This is a genomic window from Pseudarthrobacter sp. NPDC055928, assembly GCF_042270935.1.
Classification (GTDB): domain Bacteria; phylum Actinomycetota; class Actinomycetes; order Actinomycetales; family Micrococcaceae; genus Arthrobacter.
In genome coordinates this window covers 31,342-50,628 of record NZ_JBHJZH010000009.1, presented here as the reverse complement: position 1 = coordinate 50,628, position 19,287 = coordinate 31,342, and the positions used below count along the sequence as shown (strand labels likewise).

Sequence of the window (19,287 nt, the reverse complement as noted above, 5' to 3'; positions counted from 1 at the left end):
GGGCCCTGACCGGGGACGGCGTTGGCGAAACTGGAAAATCCCGCCCCCAGAAAGCTTCCTACGGGGTGCATTGCGTTCAATAATGGAGCGATAGTCAGGGGGACTGACTATACGTACCGTGTTGGTGTGGCACGGCATGGAAGCCGCAGATGGGGGTTCCTTTGGATCTGGGAGAGTATGTGCGGGCTATAGCCCGGGGCTGGTGGATAGTCCTGGTATGCGTCGCTGCGGGGTTCGGAGGGGCCACCTATGTCACCTCCAACGCCACGCCGATGTACCAGGGGATGGTCCGCTTCTTCGTGGTGAGCCCGGCTGTCACCGGCCAGTCCGCCCTCCAGTCCTTGGAATTGTCGCGCGGCAAGATGGCCTCCTTTGCCAGCCTGGTCAAGAGCGATTCATTCATCGACAAGGTAGTCCAAGCCAGCGGTAACGGGCTGACCGCCGAGCAGACCGCTGAAAGCATGAGCGCCTCGGCAGACAGTGAAACCCTGATGCTCACCGTGACCGTAACCCAGCCGGATATCGATAAGGTGAGGGCAACCGTGACCGCCGTTGCCGAAAACTTTGGCGCTGCAGTGAATGAGCTCGAAGCCGGCCGGACGCTTCCGGGCGGCGCCACCGTTCTGAACGTCGTTTCGGGCCCGGACGTTCTCCCTGACCCGGTCTCCCCGCGGGTCCCGCTCAACCTCGGACTCGGCGTTCTGCTGGGTTTGGCCGCCGGAGTTGTGATCGCTGTCTCGCGCCGGCTGCTGGACAAGTCCCTGAAAACGCCAGAAGAGGTTGAAGTGGCCTCCGGGCTGCCGCTGCTCGCGAGGTTGCCGTACAGCCACGCCACCTCAGGCCGGGCCGCCCTCCTTCTGGGGAAAGGGGCAGGTTCCCTGCTCGACGAGGCAGCACGGAGGCTCCGGACCAACGTTGACCATCTTCCCTCCCTTCCGTCGGCCGAGGTCATCGCTATCACGTCGGCCCGATCCGGCGAGGGAAAAACCACCGTTGCGCTGATGTTGGCCAAAGCATGGGCGGAAGCCGGAGAGCGAGTACTCCTCGTCGAAGCACACCTCCGCCAGCCGGGACTGGCCGCCGACATCAGCCTGGGAAAAAGCATTGGCTTGTCCGATGTCCTTGCCGGGCACCTGCACGTCAGCAACGCCATCCAGCACACCTCGGTAGACGGACTTCACGCCCTCGCGGCCGGCACAATACCGGCCAACCCCACAGAACTGCTCCGGGGTCCTGCGCTTTATGAGGTGCTTGAAGAAATGCGCACCCAGTACACGCGGGTCATTGTGGACGCACCAGCCCTGCGGCCGTTCAGCGACGCTGCCCTGATCGGAGCCGTGGTTGATGGCACTTTGTTGGTGGTCCGCCATGGCCGGGTGTCGGCCGAATTGCTCAAGGCCGCCCTCAAAAACCTTGAGGCTGTCAACACGCAGGCAACGGGAGTTGTGCTCAACGCGCTGCCAGGCCGATTGGCGGAGGAACGTCGCAGGTTCATTGGGAGGTTCGTGCGCCGTATGAGGGTTCGGCGCTCACGGCGGCGTTCCCGAGCGGCGCAGTGGATGCCGGTCAGCCTGTCCGCGGGGGAGCCTGTCAAGCCCGTGACCCGCCGGAGGTAAACGGTGCAGTTGGCGCTTTGGATTGGACTGTGCGTGGCCGCGTCCGTCCTTCTGCGCTCCCGGCCGCGGGTGCTGCTGGCAGCGGTACTCACGCTTTGGTTTCTGGTCCCGGCAGTGGGAAATTCCGTGGTGACCGGTGAAGCTGGCGGTGCATTGGGCTTCCACGCAGCGTCCTGGCTGGTGATCGCAGTTCTGGCCGGGCAACTCCTTCACGATCCGTGGAGCATTAAGGACGCCCTGGCCCGCCACTTTTTTGTCTTCCTGGTCCTTGCCTTGGTGATCGTGGCAGCGTTCCTTGCCTCCAGGACCTCGTCAGAGGGCGGAGGCATGCTGCTGCTGGTGGACCAGATCCTGGCCCCGGTGCTCTTTTTTCTTCTCCTCATTGCGAACAGTGTCCGCCATCCCGGGCTGATAAAGATGCTTCGATCCCTCCTGCTTTTGCTGGTGGCTGTAGTCTGCGCTATCGCGGTGGCGCAATGGCTCAACGGTGAGGCCCTGTTCTACGGCTCCGGGTTCCGGACGCAGTACTGGTTCAATCCGGAAACCCAGCGGTGGATGGGCACGCTGGACCAGCCACTCGCCCTCTCCCTGGTGGTCTGCGTGACTGCGCCCCTGGTTGCCGGGCTGAAACGCAATTCCGTCCAAGCGGTCCTCCTGGTGCTGATGATTGTTGGGGTCCTCATCACTCAGTCGAGGGTGGGTCTGGCCGTAGTGGGCGTGTCCGTAGTCCTTGTGGTGTTCTTCGCCGACCGCAAGCCGTGGGTCAAAGCAATCATGCTGGCCTTCCTTGCAGGTGTTGCGATGGTCGTCATGTCGTCGCCGCTGGTGGTAGGTGTCTCCGAAAGGCTGGCTGATGACACCGGGTCTGCCCAGGCCCGGGCCTTGGCACTGGAATACTTCCTCACCCGCTGGGCTGACTACGCCGTGGCAGGCCAAGGCATCGGGTCGAGCTACCGCGTGGCAGTCCAGGCCGGCCTGGAGACGAGCTTCGAGAATCCTATCCTCATGTACAGCATCGACTTTGGCATCTTCTTCGCCGTCCTCTATTTCGGCCTGATGCTGGTGCTGCTGTTGCGGAACTCGGCGTGGCACGAATACCGGGGCCTGACCTTAGCAGGGCTCTTTGCAGTCGTGATTCCGCAGACCTACAGCTCCCTTGCCACCCGTTCCGTTGCAGGAATTGTTGTTTGGACCATTCTCGCAATGGTGGTCATTGCCGGCGACGAACAGCGGGCGCTGCGGCGAGCAAGGCGGGCGGAACTGGCCGCCGCTGTGGGCCAGGCCAGGGCGCCCGCCGTACCAATGGGCCGCTAATGAAAGCGTGGCCAGGCACCGAATCCGGGCCTAAGATCGGACGCCGGGGCTTCCTGGGGCTCGTGGCCGCCGCAGGCGTGCTGAACGGTACCGGCTGCGGCGAAACCTGTCCCCAGTCCCCTGTCGGCCAGGCGGCGAGGCCAGTGCCCAACCATGTGTCGGCGTCGGAAGCAACTGCCTCGTTGATCGAAGAAGGGGCATTGGCCGCAGCGGGCGACGTTGGACCGTTCACCATGGCGGGGCTGCTCGCTGCCCCGAGTTTCTTCGTGGCGCACAGGGGATCGGGGGATAACTGGCCGGAGCACACGATGCTTGCCTACACCAAAGCGGCCGCTGCCGGCTTGAAGGCATTGGAGGTTTCGGTGGTATCGACAGGGGACGGCGTGCTGGTGTGCCATCACGATCTCAACACTGAGCGGCTGACCGGGACAGACCTCATTATCGCGCGGGCTAGTTATGCTGCGCTGGAATCGTTGCGGAACGATGCCCGTGCCTGGCTGGGACCGGCCGCACCCCTGGAACCGATACCGCTGTTGGAAGATGTACTCCGGACTTTCCTTCCGTCGAGGGTCATTTTCCTCGAAGACAAGCAGGGCACGAATGCCGATGAACTCCTGGAGCTCCTTGAGGCCTATCCCGGGGCCAGGGATCGTGTGGTCTGGAAGCAGCCGGCTTCGTCACCGGGGCACGCCCTGGCCAGGTCCCGGGGCTACACCACGTGGGGATACGTGACGGCGCCGGACTACGACAATCTCGCTGCCCTGATTCCCCGGGTTGACCTTCTGGGCGTTCACAATTGGGCCCCCTCAGCCGTTGTGCGGGAACTCGTGGCCTCAGGTAAGCCCGTTGCCGCCTGGGAAGTCCGGCGCCGCAGTGACTATGCACGGCTCAAAGCGCTGGGCGTCCGGGGCTTCGTATGTTCGAACGTCGTCCACGTCCTGCACCTAGAGGAACGGAGAGCTGAGGATGGCTTTGACACCGGGTTGCGGTACGCCGGGGACCTGCCCCAGGAGGCAGAAGGGGACTGGCAAGGACAGCCGGCACTCCAGCAGGCTGCTGTCCGAATCTCAAGCGAGGAGCCGGCGTCGTACTTGATGGGGTCGATGGGCGGGCTGTCGGGCCCGCAACGTGAGCTCGCCTTCGAACTGCGCTGGCCGGAGGGCCTTCCCGCCGGGACGGGCAGCGCCGGGGTGGCCTTTGGCCAGGATGATGATGCGCCGTACCGCCCGGACGCTGCGGTTTCAGGCTACGAGCTGGAATTCGGCGCGGACGGCAGGCTGACCCTCAGCCGGAGGGACAAGGGGGCGGGACCGGTAGTGCTGGCCGAAGCAAAGGGCGCGCCACCGGGTGCGGGGGAGTGGACGCGGCTGGTACTGACTGTGACACCTCAAAGGGTCATCGCCCGGCGGCCGGACCAGCAAGGGGCCGACGCCGAAACTGATGACACGGCGTACGGCGGAGGGTGGTTTTCGCTGCTGAAGAATTACGACGCCGGCCCTGCCGTCGAGTTCCGGAATGTTACTTTTCGGGAGGCCACTGCAGCGGACGCTTGCGAGCCACGTTGACGGGATTAGGGCCGGCCCCGTCCCCGGTACGTCCAGCCCCCAAGCGCAGGAAGCCGGACCGGAACAGAGACCCTAGCCTCAGCGCGGGCGGGAAAGGAGCTAGCCGAACAGCCCCATGATCCCAATGATGGCCGTGGCAGCCCCCAGCACCATGGAGATGCTGACGAGCACCAGGTGGACGTTGAGGAACTTCGTGGCCTTGCCTGCGGCGTCCCGCGCCCGGGGATCCTTCATCACCCGGCGCAGGAACTGCGGCCAGACCACCAGTGACCAGACGCCGGAGATGACCAGCAGGACGGCCGCGAAGACGGGGAGTTGCATTACCTTAGTGGCTTTCCAGCCAGGCCTGGGCCTGCTGCGACTGGATGTTCAGGGCCTTGGCCACCATGGGCTCGGCCGCATCGGCGATCTTGCCGCCCAGGAACGGAACGGACGAGGTCACGTTGCCTTCCAGTTCCACGCGGGTGCTGCCGCCCTCAGCAACGAGACGCTGGACCGCCGTCACGTCAAGGGGAGCGCCTGCGATCTTCAAGGTGATGTTGCTCTGGCGGGAACCGTCTGCCGCCGGGGCGTCCCAGTTTTCCACCTGCGTGACCGTGAGCTTGTCACCAACGAACTTGCGGGCGATCTCCGGCAGGCGGGTAGTGGGCAGTGTGCGGACCGAAGTGGTGCTGAAAGCTCCGGCGGTGTCGCCGTCCACCGCGAACGACTCCAGCGTGCCGCCAACGTATTCGCTCGTGTGCCGCTGGAAGTCCTCGTTGATGAAAACAGCAGCAACGGTGTCGACGGCGTGCGGAAGGGTGGTGGATGCACTCAGTGCCATGGGTCCTCCAGGATTGGGGTCAGAACGCTTTTTGCTCCCCACATCCTACGGGGAGTGCCTGCTGTTCCTCGAACCGGCCTCCGCACTGGCAAGTTTCTGGGCGGCGGCTGTGATATTGCGCGACATCGCCGGAAAGATGAGGCTGTGGAAGGGCAGGACGGCCAGCCAGTAAAGCCTTCCGCTCAGCCCCTTCGGGAAGAAAATAGCCCTCTGCCGGTAGCGGCTGCCGGCGCCGTCGGGCTCAACGGACAGTTCAAGCCAGGCGCGTCCGGGGGCGCGCATCTCCGCCCTGAGCCGTAACATTTTTCCGCGGTCGATCCGTTCCACCCGCCACCAGTCCACGACTTCGCCTGATGCGAGGTTGCCGGGGTGCCGGCGTCCGCGCAGGAGCCCCGCGCCGCCGGTGAGCTTGTCCAGCCAGCCCCGCACCTGCCACGCGAGCGGGAGGGAATACCAACCGTTCCGGCCGCCGATTCCCTCGATGATGGTCCACACATGAGCAGGATCGACGTCCCCATGGAACGTCCGCTCGTCGACGAACACCGTGTGGCCGGCCCAATCCGGATCGCTGGGCAGGGGATCGGCGTCGGCCCCTGCATTGGCCCAGGTTGTCTCCACCTGACCGTCGCGCTCCTTGCCGAGGGCCAGGGCCACTGCACGCCGGTACGGAGTCAGGCCGCCCTCCGGGACGGGAATAAAGGAATCAATATCGTGCTCCCTGGACACTGCGTCGTGCTGCAGCGACTGGACGAGTGGCAGCGACATGGACAGCGGGATGGGGGTGGTCAGGGCCACCCACATGCCGGCGAGCTTGGGAGCGGGAATGGGCAGGGCCAACACCACTCGGTGCGGCAGGCCGGTTTCGGCGGCGTACTCCTTCATCATGCCCGCGTAGCTCAGTACCTGCCGGCAGCCGATATCGAACGTGCGGTTGATCGTCCCCTGCAGGGATGCGGCGGCCACGAGGTAGTACAGCACGTCCCGGACGGCGATGGCTTCGATCCTGTTGCGGACCCAGCTGGGGGCCGGCATCAGGGGGAGGGCTTCGGACAGGTGCCGGATCATCTCGAATGAGGCGGATCCAGAACCAATCACCACGCCGGCCTGGAAGACTACTGCATCCACGGGGCTGTCCAGGAACACCTTCCCCACGGCTTCCCGGGAACGCATATGGGTGGACAGCTCCACATTGGACGGGTGCAGGCCGCCCAGGTAAACGATCCGGCTGACCCCTGCCTCAGCGGCCGCGTGCGCGGCGGTCTCAGCCATGGCCTTTTCCTTGGGCTCAAAGCCTGCGCCGGCAGCCATTGAGTGGACGAGGTAGTACAGCACGTCGACGCCGCCCAGCGCCGCCCGTATCGCACCGGCGTCGTCAAGGCTGCTTTGGACCACCTCCACTTCATCCAGCCACGGGACGCCGGCGATCTTGGCCGGCGTCCGGACCAGCACCTTCACGGTGTGGCCCGCTTCAAGAAGCCGCGGGACCAGGCGGCCGCCGATATAGCCTGTGGCGCCCGTTACCAGGACCGTGCGGTTTTCGGTGGGCTGTGATGGATCGGTAGTGCCCGTCATGCAGACTCCTTCTTCTCACCAAACCATTCGAAGCGGCAGGCTGTCCGGACGGCCGTGGGTCCTGAAAGCTTAGTGTGGTTCACGGGGGGTAGGCTGGAACTACCCGGGATTCGAAGCGAATTTCGGGTTTTCGCGTTGCCTGCGATCCCCTTGAACACCACAGGAGTTTCTGCCATGAGCCCGAGCGCCTCCCGCACTGGTACCTCCCATCCCGGTCCGTCGCTTGATGGACTGCGCCGTGTCCTGGCCGAAGACCAGACCTTCGCCCGGGTCAGGGCCGAGGCTGCAAGGGGATTTGAGGTACGTGGCCAGGACTACCAGATCAGCGCACCGGCGGGCCTGCGTGCGGTCCTGCTGGCAGAAATGGCAGACGGCCTGGCCGCCGCGGGCACGGCAGAAGAAACGTCCGACGGCGGGGTCCCGGCCGTGGTGTTGGCAGTCACCGCGACGGGACGCGAAGCCGAGGATCTGACAGCGGCCCTGCGCGCGTACCTCCCCGCCGATTCGGTGGCTGAGTTCCCCAGCTGGGAAACCCTGCCACACGAGCGGCTCTCGCCCCGTTCAGACACCGTGGGCCGGCGGCTCTCTGTCCTGCGCAGGCTGGCGCACCCGGAAACTTCGACGGCGGGACCCCTGCGTGTTGTGGTGGCACCGGTCCGCGCGGTGGTTCAGCCCATCGTGGCCGGATTGGGTGACCTGGTTCCGGTCACCTTGGAGGTGGGCCAGGAAAGGCCGTTCTCCGATGTGGTGCGGAGCCTCGCCGACGCCGCTTACGCCCGCGTGGACATGGTCACGCACCGTGGCGAGTTCGCCGTCCGCGGCGGTATCATCGACGTTTTCCCGCCCACGGAGGACCACCCCATCAGGGTGGAGTTCTTCGGCGACGAGGTGGACCAGATGCGATGGTTCGCCGTCGCAGACCAGCGCTCGCTGTCCTCGCCCGGCCTGCACCACCCCACCGCCCTGCACGCCCCGCCCTGCCGCGAAATCCTCATCACGCCCTCCGTGATGTCGCGGGCGGCCACCCTCAAGCAGCAACTGCCGGCCGCCGCTGACATGCTGGAGAAAATTGCCGGCGGGATCACGGTCGAGGGCATGGAATCCCTGGCGCCGGTACTCGTGGACGCGATGGTCCCCTTTGTGGAGCAGCTGCCTGCCGGTTCCATCTCCGTGGTGATCGAACCGGAAAAGGTCCGCACCCGTGCGCATGATCTTGCCGCCACCAACGAGGAGTTCCTCGAAGCCGCCTGGTCCACGGCGTCCGATGGAGGCACGGCGCCCCTGGATTTGAGCTCGCAGGCGTCAGCAGCCCTGCACTCCGCCAGCTTCCGCTCCCTGACGGACACCCGCAGTTCCGCCCTGGACCACGAGGTCTCCTGGTGGTCCATTACGTCCCTTGCCACAGACGAGGAACTGCTGCCGGAAATCGACGTCCTGAACCTCCACGCACGCGAACCCCGCGGGTACCAGGGCGACGTTGCGGAGATGATGGACTTCATCGGCTCGCACGTCCGGGACCAGTGGCGCATTGTGGTGGCCACCGAAGGACCCGGACCTGCCCAGCGCCTTGCGGAACTGTTCCACGACGCCGACATCCCTTGTGCCAGGGTGGACACCCTTGACCAGGAACCCCAGGCGGGCATCATCGAGGTGACCACGGCCGCCGTCGGACGCGGTTTTGTCCTGGACAGCCTCAAGCTGGGCCTGCTGACCGAGGCCGACCTGCTGGGACGCACGTCCGCCGGCTCCACCAAGGACATGCGGCGCATGCCGTCCAAACGCCGGAACGCCGTGGACCCACTGCAGCTGTTGGGCGGCGACCACGTGGTGCACGAACAGCACGGAATCGGCCGTTTTGTGGAGCTGATCCAGCGCAAGGTTGCGGGCGGCGGAGACGGGGTACGCGAGTACCTGGTCCTGGAATACGCCCCGTCCAAGCGCGGCGCTCCCGGGGACCGGCTGTTTGTGCCCACCGACCAGCTGGACCAGGTGACCCGCTATGTCGGCGGCGATACCCCTGTGCTGAGCAAGATGGGTGGCTCGGACTGGGCCAGCACCAAGTCCAAGGCCCGTAAAGCGGTCAAGGAGATCGCCGGCGAGCTGATCCGGCTGTACTCCGCGCGGATGGCCTCCCGCGGCCACGCCTTCGGGCCGGACACGCCCTGGCAGCGGGAGCTGGAGGAAGCGTTCCCCTACGTGGAGACGCCGGACCAGCTGACCACCATCAACGAGGTCAAGGCGGACATGGAGCGGGAGATCCCCATGGACCGACTGGTGTCCGGAGATGTCGGCTACGGCAAGACGGAGATTGCCGTGCGCGCGGCGTTCAAGGCGGTCCAGGACGGGAAACAGGTAGCCGTCCTGGTGCCCACCACTCTGCTGGCTCAGCAGCACTACGAGACCTTCACCGAGCGGTTCTCCGGATTCCCCTTGCGGGTCAAGGCACTGTCGCGGTTCCAGGGGGCCAAAGAGTCCAAGGAGACCGTGGAGGGTGTCAAGAGCGGTTCCGTGGACGTCGTCATCGGCACGCACCGGCTGTTGTCCAAGGACTTCGCGTTCAAGGACCTTGGTCTGGTGATCGTGGACGAGGAGCAGCGCTTTGGGGTGGAGCACAAGGAAGCGCTGAAGAAGATGCGCACCAATGTGGACGTCCTGGCCATGAGCGCCACGCCGATCCCGCGCACACTGGAGATGTCGCTGACGGGTATCCGGGAAACGTCCACCCTGGCCACCCCGCCGGAGGAGCGCCATCCCGTGCTTACCTACGTTGGTCCTTACACGGACAAGCAGACCTCGGCAGCCATCCGCCGCGAACTGATGCGTGAGGGCCAGGTGTTCCTGGTGCACAACCGCGTGTCCACCATCGAACGGACTGCTGCGAAAGTCCGTGAGCTGGTTCCGGAAGCCCGGGTGGAGGTCGCGCACGGGCAGATGTCCGAGAGCCGGCTCGAGCAGATCATCGTGGACTTCTGGGAGAAGCGGTTCGATGTGCTGGTGTGCACCACCATCATCGAAACCGGCTTGGATATCTCCAACGCCAACACCCTCATCGTCGATGGCGCCGACAAGTACGGCCTCTCCCAGCTGCACCAGCTCCGTGGCCGTGTGGGCCGTGGCCGGGAACGCGCGTACGCCTACTTCCTGTATCCGTCCGAGAAGCCGCTGGGTGAGGTCGCCCTGGAGCGCCTGAAGGCAGTAGCTACTCACAATGAGCTCGGTGCCGGCATGCAGTTGGCCATGAAGGATCTGGAGATCCGCGGTGCCGGCAACCTCCTGGGCGGCGAGCAGTCCGGACATATCCAAGGCGTGGGCTTCGACCTCTACATCCGTCTGGTGGGTGAGGCAGTGGCCGACTTCCGCGGCGACGCCGAGGAGAAGGCCGCCGAGATGAAGATCGAACTGCCGGTGAACGCCCACCTGCCTCACGACTACGTACCGGGGGAGCGGCTGCGTCTGGAAGCGTACCGGAAACTGGCCTCCGCCATCACCAACGAGGCCATTGAGGAGGTCCACGCAGAGCTGGTGGACCGCTATGGGGAGCCCCCGCTGCCCGTCAAGAACCTCATAGCTGTTGCCCGCTTCCGCGTGGGCGCCCGCGAAGCCGGACTCTCCGACGTAGCCCTGCAGGGTAACTTCATCAAGTTCTCTCCGGCGCAGTTGCCGGAGTCAAAGGTGATGCGCCTCGCCAGGATGTACCCCGGCTCGCAGCCCAAGCCTGCGCTGGACGCCGTCCTCATCCCGAAGCCTAAGACCGCGAAGATCGGCGGCAGGGACCTGCAGGACGCGGAAATCCTGGAATGGGCCAACGGTGTCATCCGCAACATCTTCTCGGACGCCCCGCTGGCGGTGGGTTGAGTCTTGATGGGAGGACATCACGCCGCGTCGGGAGCCGCGGCGTGGGTAGCTATTGCTTCGACCGGGCCCTACACCCTCGGCTGGTATCCGCTTGACGCCACTGGCATCCTGATAGGTGGCATGGCGACGGCGGGGACCGCGCTGGTGTGCGACTGGGACCACCGGCACAGTACGGTAGCCAACTCATTGCCACCGCTATCGAACGTGATTGCCGTGGGCATTGAGAACGCCAGCGGGGGCCACAGGCAGGGCACGCACTCGGTGCTGGGGGCGGCATTTTTCGTGCTGCTGGCCATGGTGGCCGGCCAGTTCCAGCTGCAGACGGACTGGGGACTGCTGTCCGTGGGCGCCGGCCTGCTGTGCATGTTCATGATTAACATCGCGGCCAAGGCACTGAAGCTGTTCCCCAAGTCCGGTTTCCTCAGCAACTGGGTGTTCGCCCTGACCATGGCCGGGCTTGTCACGTGGTTCGCCCCGGACCAGTGGACCTGGTTGCCTGTGTCGATGCTGACCGGGGTGGTGGTCCATATCGTGGGTGACATGATCACAACGGGCGGCGTCCCACTTCTCTGGCCGATCGTTATCAAGCCACCCAAGTTCCTGCGGAAACTGCCCGTGATCAACGATGTCTGGAGAGCCAATGGCGCCTTTTCCCTGCCATTGTTGGGCCGTGCCGGGTCCAAGCGGGAATGGCTGGTGCTCATACCGGTGAGCGCCTATGCCATGGTGGGCATGTGCGTGGCAGCTTGGGTTTTGGCGAAATCACACTTCCCCGCTGCCCTGTCACTCGGAACGGGCATGTTCAGCCGCCTTTTCGGCGCGACCTGAGACGACCTCTTAAAAGGCTGGGGCCCCGGAAAATCCGGGGCCCCAGCCTGTGTGTTTTAGCGGATGTTTTAGCGGATGCTTAGTGCTCGCCGGCTGAATCGGAGCGGCCGGTGATAGTCTGCGGGATCCAGAATGCCAAGGCGAAAAGGCCCAGGCAGACGGCCATCGGCCACGGGTTGCCGAGCGTCAGGAATGAGAGCGAGTAGATTGCGCCCAGGAAGAGCGCCATCATGACAGCAAACAGGACGATGCTGGTGACGAGGCTGTTCTCGTTTTCCGGGGTCTGGACAGTGTTGACACTGGACGCTGTGGTCTTGCTGGACATTCATTCCTCCTTGGCCCCGCGGGGCTCAAATTGTGGCGGCTTCCGGATCCGTGTCAGTAGCCGGATGAACCCTGTTCACCCTTGACGATCGCAATTCCGGAGCTGGCACCAATACGTGTTGCACCTGCAGCAATCATAGCCTGAGCGTCGGCGAGGGACCGTACGCCGCCAGAGGCCTTGACGCCCAGTTCCGGGCCGACAGTCCGGCGCATCAAGGCGACGTCCTCGGCGGTGGCTCCGCCACCGTTGAAGCCAGTGGACGTCTTGACGAAGTCAGCGCCGGCCTCCACTGCAGCCTCGCAGGCGAGGACCTTCTGGGCATCGTTGAGGAGGGCCGTTTCGATGATGACCTTCAGGATGGCGCCGCTGGCGTGCACCGCCTGGGCAACTGAGGCGATGTCCTCCACCAGGGCGCCCTTGTCGCCGGCCCGGGCAGCGGCGATGTTGATGACCATGTCGACCTCGTCGGCGCCGTCCAGGACGGCGCCCCGGGCTTCAAAGGTCTTGACGTCGGTGGGAGTGGCTCCCAGCGGGAACCCGACCACTGAGCAGGCCAGGACGCCGGATCCCTTGAGCGCCGTCTTGACCGTTTTCACCCAGATGGGGTTGACGCAGACGGATTTGAACCCATACTCGGCGGCTTCGGCGCAGACCTTGAGGATGTCCGCCTCGCTGGCCTCGGGCTTGAGCAGGGTGTGGTCGATGAAGGAAGCGATGTTGCCCTGCGACTGCTCCGTGCCGGCTGACGTCTGCGCGGCGGGAGTGGCTTCGTTGCTCATCATGATGGTCCTTTCCGGGGCCTCGTGGGCCGCAACATGCCACGGTGTCCATGGCTCTTCCGGTGACCATCTTGCCACAGGCGTCAGGCGGCCACCGGAACCCGGTCTTCCGCTGCTACAGCCGTCATAAGCTGCATGGCGCACGCTCCGGCGGCCGAAGCCGCGGCAACCAGCAAGCCCAGCCGCACGCCGTCGAACGCTGCGGCATCGCCGATGGCCCAGACGCCGGGAACTGAGGTCCTGAACTCCTTGTTGATGGCGATTCCGCCGTTGGGAGCGGTGGCGAGTCCGGCGCTGGCGGCGAGGCCATCGCGGGAGACCCGTTCTTCGGCCAGGACCACCAGGTCACCGTTCATGCTGCTGCCGTCCGCAAAGACGATCCCGGCCGCGGTCAGCCCGGTGCCGGCGCGATCCATGGAGTGCACCACGGCGGTGGGCCGGACTGTGGTGCGGATAGGACTGACGCCCCGGGCACGCAGCACGGCTTCAGCCTGTCCGGCTGCGGCGCCGGTGCCTACCAGGATCCCGAGTGGCCGCCTGCCCAGCTCCCGAGTGACTTCGTTGACGGCGTCGCCGATCCGGGCGGCGTCGTCAATTGTGGAGTAGCTCAGGCAGCGGCCGGCTCCTGCAACCGGAGATGAGACCGGGGCCGATCCGGTGGCGATGACCAGCTCGTCGTAGCTGAATTCCATTCCGTCCGCAGTAGTGACTGTGCGGTTGTCCGGGTCGATGAAGCTGGCAGGCTGACCGAAGCGGACCGAGACCTGGGGCAGTTCTGCAAGATCCAGGAGCTCCGCCGGAGCGTCGTCCCGGTTGCTTAGCACGGTGATGGTTCCGCGGAACCTGGCACCGTCCAACTGGCGGACCAGCGCCTGCGCGGCGGGGCCGGCACCGGCGATGACGATGCGCGGGGCCGGGGAGACGGTGGTGGACGGTGCCGGAGCGGACATGTGCTGGCCCTTTCGCTGGCGGCCGCAGAGCGGCCGGGGAATTCGTTGATGGATCCCAGCGTAGGCGGCCGGCTTTTCCAGCGTGTTTCCCCGCTGTTGCCGTCCTGAGAGTGCTTTTTCGCCAACGTTTACCGCCCGGTAACAGAACCCGTGACGCACCTCTCACCACGGTCCCGATTGACACAAACGGGCCGGAGCCCGCGCCGTTAGACGCGGATCCGGTAACCCCTCTTGACCACGGTCTCCACCAGGCGGCCATCCGGCAACGACGACCGAAGGCGGCTGACCGTCATATCCAGGGCGTGGACTGAGCCCCTGAGCTCAAGCAGCTCCGAGAGCGATTCGCGGGACAGCACGGCCCCGCCGGCACCGAGCAGCGCACGCAGCAGCAGCAGTGGCGCGGGGGCCAGCTCAACCTGCTGCCCGTCGATCCGCAGGCTGCGGCCGCGCAACTCGATATTCCCTGACCTCGTGTCCAGGCGGCGCACATGGTTAAGGGCAAGATGCTCGCACACCAGCCTGATGAGGGCGCCCATCCGGAACCGCTCCGGGATCAGCGGGGTCACCCCGGCGTCGAGCAGCGGCTGCGCGGTGACGGGTCCGACCACAGCGGTAGTCACGTTGGTTTTCAGGCTTTCGATCAGCTGCTTGTAGACACCCATCTCATGGGCGGTGCTCCACATGGCATCCACCGCGGGCGCGCTGGTAAACGTCAGGACGTCCAGGTTGCCGCTGCATGCAGCCTCGATGAGCCGGGGGAGTTTGTCCTCGCCGTCGGGTTTGACCCAGCGGTAGGGCGTCACGGTCAGGACGGTTGCGCCGGACATGCGGAGCCGCTCCAACTGCCGGACATCCGTGTAGCCGTGCAGCTGGACGGCCACAGTCTTGCCACGCACGCCTTCGGCGAGCAGCATGTCCACCAGCGTTGCGGTGGTTTCGTCACTGCTGATTCCGACGTCGGCGAGGCCGGCCGCGCGGACGGCGCCCCGGGCTTTGGGTCCACGGACGAACATTCGGCAGGCTGCCAGGGTGTCCAGCAGGTCCTCGCCGATGCCAAAGGAGTCGGCAGCCTCGCACCAGCGCCGCATGCCGTAGGCAGTGGTGGCGATGCAGAGATCCGGGCGTGCGGCGATGATGGCTTTGGTGTCCTCAATGAGGCGGAAGTCCTCCTGCACGGGGGCGATCTTCAGTGCCGGTGCGTGCAGGACTTCAGCGCCGCGGCGTTCGAGGGCCTCGATGAGGTCCCGGGAGCGCCGGTGCGAGGTTACTCCAATCCGGAAACCCTCCAACGGGGAGTCTGCCGCCTCCTGCCCGGAGGTTTCTTCAGCCTGGGGTTCTGCGGGTGCCAGTGCGTTCATGGGGTTCAATCCTTTCATGAACCGAGCAGCGAGGCCGCCAGCCTGTCCAGGTCGGCGGCGGCCTCGGCATGCCCACGGTTGGCCTCAGCCACGCGAACCACCTCGCCGATGACAAGCACGGCGGGGTTGCTGCAGCCGGCAGCAGCGGAGGTGATGGTGCCAAGGTCCGCGATGGTGGTCCGCTGGCCGGGGCGGTATCCGCGTTCGACGACGGCCATGGGCATGTCTGGACGCATCCCGGCTTTGCGGAGTCCGGCGGCGAGCTGGTGCAGGGTTCCGATGCCCATCAGCACCACGATGGTCCCGCCAAGTCCGGCGAGGTGCTTGTGTTCCTTCTCCGTCAGCGGCGCGTGGCCGGAAACAACGGTGAACATATGGCTGACTTCGCGGTGGGTCACCGGGATTCCGGCAGCTGCCGGTACGGAGATGGCGCTGGTGACACCGGAGATGACCCGGACCTTGACGCCGGCCGCGACGCAGGCGGCGACTTCCTCGCCGCCGCGGCCGAAGACGTACGGATCGCCGCCCTTGAGGCGGACCACGTTGTTCCCGGCAAGGGCGCTTTCCACCATCAGCTTTTCGATATCGGACTGGCCCACCTTGTGGTGGCCCGGCTTCTTCCCAACATCGACCAGTTCGGCCGACGTCATGGACGGCAGTTCCTGGTAGGGAGCCAGCCGGTCGTAGAACACCACATCCGCGTCGCGGAGGGCCTTCATGGCGGCGACGGTCAGCAGTTCGGTGGTTCCAGGTCCGCCACCGACCAGGGTGACATGGCCCACGGGGCCGGCGGACGGCTCTGCTGCTACCGGGATGCCGGTTGCACGGCACCGCTCGAGCAGGGCATCCCAGCCGGGCTGGCCGTCGTCGACCGCTGCGACCAGGAATGGACGCTCGGGCAGCGGGCCGTCATGCCCGGCACCCTGGGGGGTGCTGAGGCGGTAGACGACGGCGCCGGCTGCCTCGTAGCGGCGGACCGCCTGGCGTGCGGCGTGGTCCGAGCCGGTGACCAGGACTTCGCGGCCGGTGAGATCAATGCTGAGCTGCATGCCTATACCTCGTTCTCATCGCGGGGCCTCATGGGGATGGAAGCCCCAATGAGGACTTTCCCCTTTTCTTCCGGGGTGGCCGGGCGCATCTGGCCGCGCTCGTCCGAAACAAAGGTGATGGAGTCGTCCTTCTGGTCCGGGGCGTTGACGAAGGAGCGGAACCGGCGCAGGCGCTCGGGGTCCTTCAGGGTGTCGGCCCACTCGTCGACGTAGGTGTCGACGTGCTTGGCCATGGCGGCCTCGAGGTCCTCGGCGATGCCCAGGGTGTCCTTGACCACCACGTCCTCAACGTGCTTGATGCCGCCGTCGAGCTCCTCCTGCCAGCGCGCGGTGCGCTGCAGGCGGTCTGCGGTGCGGATGTAGTACATGAAGTAGCGGTCGATGTACTTGATCAGGGTCTCGTCGTCGAGGTCCTTGGCCAGGAGCTGGGCGTGGGCCGGGGTAGCACCGCCGTTGCCGCCGACGTACAGGTTCCAGCCGTCGGCGGTGGCGATCACGCCAACATCCTTGCCGCGGGCTTCGGCGCATTCACGGGCACACCCGGAGACGCCCATCTTCAACTTGTGCGGGCTGCGGAGGCCGCGGTAGCGGAGCTCGAGCTGGATGGCCATGGCCACCGAGTCCTGGACGCCGAAGCGGCACCAGGTGGAACCAACGCAGGACTTCACCGTGCGCAGGCTCTTGCCGTAGGCCTGGCCGGACTCGAAGCCGGCGTCCACCAGTTCCTTCCAGATTTCCGGGAGCTCTTCGAGGCGGGCACCGAACATGTCGATGCGCTGGCCGCCGGTGATCTTGGTGTACAGGTTGTACTTCTCGGCTACCGCTGCGATGACGCCGAGCTTCTTCGGGGTGATTTCTCCGCCGGCGATGCGGGGGACCACTGAGTAGGTGCCGTCCTTCTGCATGTTGGCCAGGGCGCGGTCGTTGGTGTCCTGCAGGGTACCGCGGCCGGCGTCCAGCACGTAGGCGCTGTTCTGGCTGGCGAGGATGTTGGCGATGGTCGGCTTGCAGATGTCGCAGCCAGCACCGGTGCCGTACTTGGCCATGATCTCTTCGAAGGAGGTCAGTTCCAGGACGCGGATGGCGTCGAACAGTTCCTGGCGGGACAGCTCGATGTGCTCGCAGAGGGCCTTGGAGACCTCGACGCCGGACTTGGTGAGCTCGGTTTCCAGCAGCTTCTTAAGCATCGGGACACAGGAGCCACAGCTGGTTCCGGCACGCGTGCAGCCCTTGAGTTCGCCGAGTTCCTGGACCGGGGCGTTGCCTTCGCAGGCGCCGCAGCCGTTGACGGTGTCGCGGATGGTTCCGGCGGACACGTTGTTGCACGAGCACAGGATGGCGTCGTCCGGCAGTTCGGTGTCCGGGGCGTCGCCGCCGCCAGCGGCCGAGAGGTACGCGCCGGGCTCGGCGCTCAGTTCCCGGCCCAGGAGCGGACGCAGGCTGGTGTAGGGGGTAGCGTCGCCCACGAAGATGCCACCCAGGAGGGTCTTGGCATCGTCCGTGGTGACAATCTTCTGGTAGACGCCGCGGGCCGGGTCGGCGTAGACGATTTCAAGGGCGTGCTCGGTCTTGGCGAACGCGTCACCGAAGCTGGCGACGTCGACGCCGGACAGCTTGAGCTTGGTGGCGGTGTCGAAGCCCGGGAAAGTGGCTTCCCCGCCGTGCAGGCGGTCGGCGACGATCTCGGCCATGGTGTTGGCGGGGGCAACCAGGCCCAGGCACATGCCGCCGAAGTTGGCCACTTCACCGATGGCCCAGATTCCGTCGATCTCGGTTGCGCAGTAGTCGTTGATGACCACGCCGCCGCGCTGGCCCAGCGAGAAGACCTGCTCCTCTCCTTCGGCCGCGCGGAAGAGTTCGTCACGCGGCCGGACGCCGATCGCGACGATCACAAGGTCAGCATCGATGACGCGGCCGTCAGCCATGAGGACACCGGTGACCTGGCCGTCGTCGTCGGAGAGCACCTCAGAAGGGAACACGCCGCCGTGCACTTCGAAGCCCTTGGACTTAATGAGCCGGCCCATGGCCTGGCCCGCGCCTTCATCCAGCTGTGTAGCCATCAGCCACTGCGAACCGTCGATGACGATCGGGTTGGCGCCCAACTGCTCCGTGCCGGCTGCAGACTCGAGCCCGAGGAGGCCGCCACCGATGGTGACCGCGTTAACCTTGCGGCCGAGCTTCTCGGTGAGTTCGGCAATGGCCTTGTTGATGGCCCAGACGTCCTCGAGCGTGCGGTAGACGTGTGTGTGCTCGGCACCGGGGATCGGCAGGCGGGCGGCATTCGAGCCCGTGGCAACCACGAGGTCGTCGTATTCAAAGACGTTTCCGGCCGCGGTTTCCACGGACTTGGCTTCGTGGTTGATTTTGACGACGCGCTCGCCGGTCTTCAGGGACATGGCCTCGTGGTCCCACATGCTCGCCTCGCCGAGGGTGAGGTCGTAGTCCATTTCCGTCAGGGCCTTGCTGAGCGCCACGCGGTCGTAGGGGAGGTGGGCTTCCTCAGTGAGGACCGTGACGTGCCAGCCTTCGAGGCCGCGGGCATACATTGCGTCCGCAAAACGGTGGGCCGCCGGGCCGCCGCCGGCGACGACGATGCGGCGCGGAGTCTCTGTGCTTGAAGTCTGTTCGGTCACTGTGGGCCTTTCGCATGGGCCGCAGACGGTGCTCTGCAGCTTGTCCATCCAGACTAGGCAGCCGCAGTTTCGCTTCAGTTTCCCAATTGTTTCGTGAACTTAACTTCTGCATCACGAACGCATTTCCGGCCGGGTGAGGTCTCTTTTACGCGCCGGACACATTCAGCGCATGCCCATGAAACACCGGACGCCTAGCTTGTTAGTACGGCCATACAGGTGGCCAAGCAAGCACAGGGAGAGGAGCCGACATGACGGCAACACTGGAACTTGGGGCACTCGCCACAGAAACTGACACCGCCACAGGCTGGCACCGCGTCTGCGCCGTGGAAGAACTGGAGCTGTCCTGGGGCGAGGCCGCACTCATTGCAGGCCGCCAGGTAGCCCTCTTCCGGACCGGCCCCAGCGAGATTTTCGCGGTAGCCCACGAGGACCCCGCCACCGGCGCCCATGTCATGGCCCGAGGCATCCTCGGCTCCCGCGGTACGCGCCCCACCATTGCCTCGCCGCTGCACAAAGAGGTCTACGACCTGGAAACGGGCGAATGCTTCGGTACGGCTGAGCTGCGGCTGGACACCTTCAACACCCGCATCATCGACGGCTTCATCGAAATCGAGCTCTAA

Annotated in this window: 15 protein-coding genes; 6 read left to right on the top strand and 9 right to left on the bottom strand. The window is 65.5% G+C overall.

Going from position 1 to position 19,287, the window contains the following annotated elements; all coding sequences use genetic code 11:
- The first annotated feature begins 149 nt into the window (after positions 1-149).
- From ACFC25_RS12660 to ACFC25_RS12650, 3 genes are read left to right on the top strand one after another with little or no spacing between them, the layout of a single operon-like run.
- Entirely contained in the window at positions 150-1,616 is a 1,467-nt protein-coding gene (locus ACFC25_RS12660; RefSeq protein WP_376045602.1) for a polysaccharide biosynthesis tyrosine autokinase, read from the top strand.
- 33 nt (positions 1,617-1,649) lie between these two features.
- Positions 1,650-2,930 carry a hypothetical protein gene (locus ACFC25_RS12655; RefSeq protein WP_376045599.1) on the top strand — a complete coding sequence of 427 codons (1,281 nt, stop codon included), beginning with the start codon at positions 1,650-1,652 and terminating at the stop codon, positions 2,928-2,930.
- Positions 2,930-4,495 (top strand): glycerophosphodiester phosphodiesterase family protein, encoded by a 1,566-nt coding sequence (locus ACFC25_RS12650; RefSeq protein ID WP_376045597.1) that lies wholly within the window; start codon positions 2,930-2,932, stop codon positions 4,493-4,495. The genes ACFC25_RS12655 and ACFC25_RS12650 overlap by 1 nt, the downstream gene beginning before the upstream one ends.
- A gap of 99 nt (positions 4,496-4,594) precedes the next feature.
- On the opposite strand, the gene ACFC25_RS12645 is transcribed toward ACFC25_RS12650, so the two are convergent.
- Genes ACFC25_RS12645 through ACFC25_RS12635 form a run of 3 tightly spaced genes read right to left on the bottom strand, consistent with a single transcriptional unit; the run spans position 4,595 to position 6,890 of the window.
- Positions 4,595-4,816: an SCO4848 family membrane protein gene (locus ACFC25_RS12645; protein WP_337346579.1), complete on the bottom strand. Its 222-nt coding sequence runs from the start codon at positions 4,814-4,816 to the stop codon at positions 4,595-4,597.
- Between the two features lie 4 nt (positions 4,817-4,820).
- Positions 4,821-5,318: a DUF2505 domain-containing protein gene (locus ACFC25_RS12640; RefSeq protein WP_337346578.1), complete on the bottom strand. Its 498-nt coding sequence runs from the start codon at positions 5,316-5,318 to the stop codon at positions 4,821-4,823.
- Positions 5,319-5,363: 45 nt separating this feature from the next.
- Positions 5,364-6,890, bottom strand: coding sequence for an SDR family oxidoreductase (locus ACFC25_RS12635; RefSeq protein WP_337346577.1), 1,527 nt, complete (start codon positions 6,888-6,890; stop codon positions 5,364-5,366).
- A 174-nt stretch (positions 6,891-7,064) separates the two neighbouring features.
- Between ACFC25_RS12635 and mfd the strand changes: the two genes are divergently transcribed.
- Entirely contained in the window at positions 7,065-10,745 is a 3,681-nt protein-coding gene (gene mfd, locus ACFC25_RS12630) for a transcription-repair coupling factor (protein WP_337346576.1), read from the top strand.
- Between the two features lie 6 nt (positions 10,746-10,751).
- The gene (locus ACFC25_RS12625) at positions 10,752-11,573 is read left to right on the top strand and encodes a metal-dependent hydrolase (RefSeq protein ID WP_376045591.1); all 822 of its coding nucleotides are present in this window, start codon (positions 10,752-10,754) and stop codon (positions 11,571-11,573) included.
- Positions 11,574-11,652: 79 nt separating this feature from the next.
- Here the strand turns inward: ACFC25_RS12625 and ACFC25_RS12620 are convergent, their stop codons facing one another.
- The 6 genes from ACFC25_RS12620 to nirB all read right to left on the bottom strand — a co-directional run bounded on the left by ACFC25_RS12620 (position 11,653) and on the right by nirB (position 18,667).
- Complete coding sequence (locus tag ACFC25_RS12620) at positions 11,653-11,898, bottom strand: hypothetical protein (protein WP_376045588.1); 246 nt, start codon at positions 11,896-11,898, stop codon at positions 11,653-11,655.
- A gap of 53 nt (positions 11,899-11,951) precedes the next feature.
- Positions 11,952-12,677 (bottom strand): deoxyribose-phosphate aldolase, encoded by a 726-nt coding sequence (gene deoC, locus ACFC25_RS12615; RefSeq protein ID WP_337346744.1) that lies wholly within the window; start codon positions 12,675-12,677, stop codon positions 11,952-11,954.
- 83 nt (positions 12,678-12,760) lie between these two features.
- Positions 12,761-13,627 (bottom strand): FAD-dependent oxidoreductase, encoded by an 867-nt coding sequence (locus ACFC25_RS12610; protein ID WP_376045585.1) that lies wholly within the window; start codon positions 13,625-13,627, stop codon positions 12,761-12,763.
- Between the two features lie 206 nt (positions 13,628-13,833).
- Complete coding sequence (locus tag ACFC25_RS12605; protein ID WP_376045582.1) at positions 13,834-14,985, bottom strand: uroporphyrinogen-III synthase; 1,152 nt, start codon at positions 14,983-14,985, stop codon at positions 13,834-13,836.
- A gap of 14 nt (positions 14,986-14,999) precedes the next feature.
- The gene (gene cobA, locus ACFC25_RS12600; RefSeq protein WP_337346571.1) at positions 15,000-16,034 is read right to left on the bottom strand and encodes a uroporphyrinogen-III C-methyltransferase; all 1,035 of its coding nucleotides are present in this window, start codon (positions 16,032-16,034) and stop codon (positions 15,000-15,002) included.
- Between the two features lie 2 nt (positions 16,035-16,036).
- The gene (gene nirB / locus ACFC25_RS12595) at positions 16,037-18,667 is read right to left on the bottom strand and encodes a nitrite reductase large subunit NirB (protein WP_337346570.1); all 2,631 of its coding nucleotides are present in this window, start codon (positions 18,665-18,667) and stop codon (positions 16,037-16,039) included.
- 248 nt (positions 18,668-18,915) lie between these two features.
- Between nirB and nirD the strand changes: the two genes are divergently transcribed.
- The gene (nirD, locus tag ACFC25_RS12590) at positions 18,916-19,287 is read left to right on the top strand and encodes a nitrite reductase small subunit NirD (RefSeq protein WP_337346569.1); all 372 of its coding nucleotides are present in this window, start codon (positions 18,916-18,918) and stop codon (positions 19,285-19,287) included.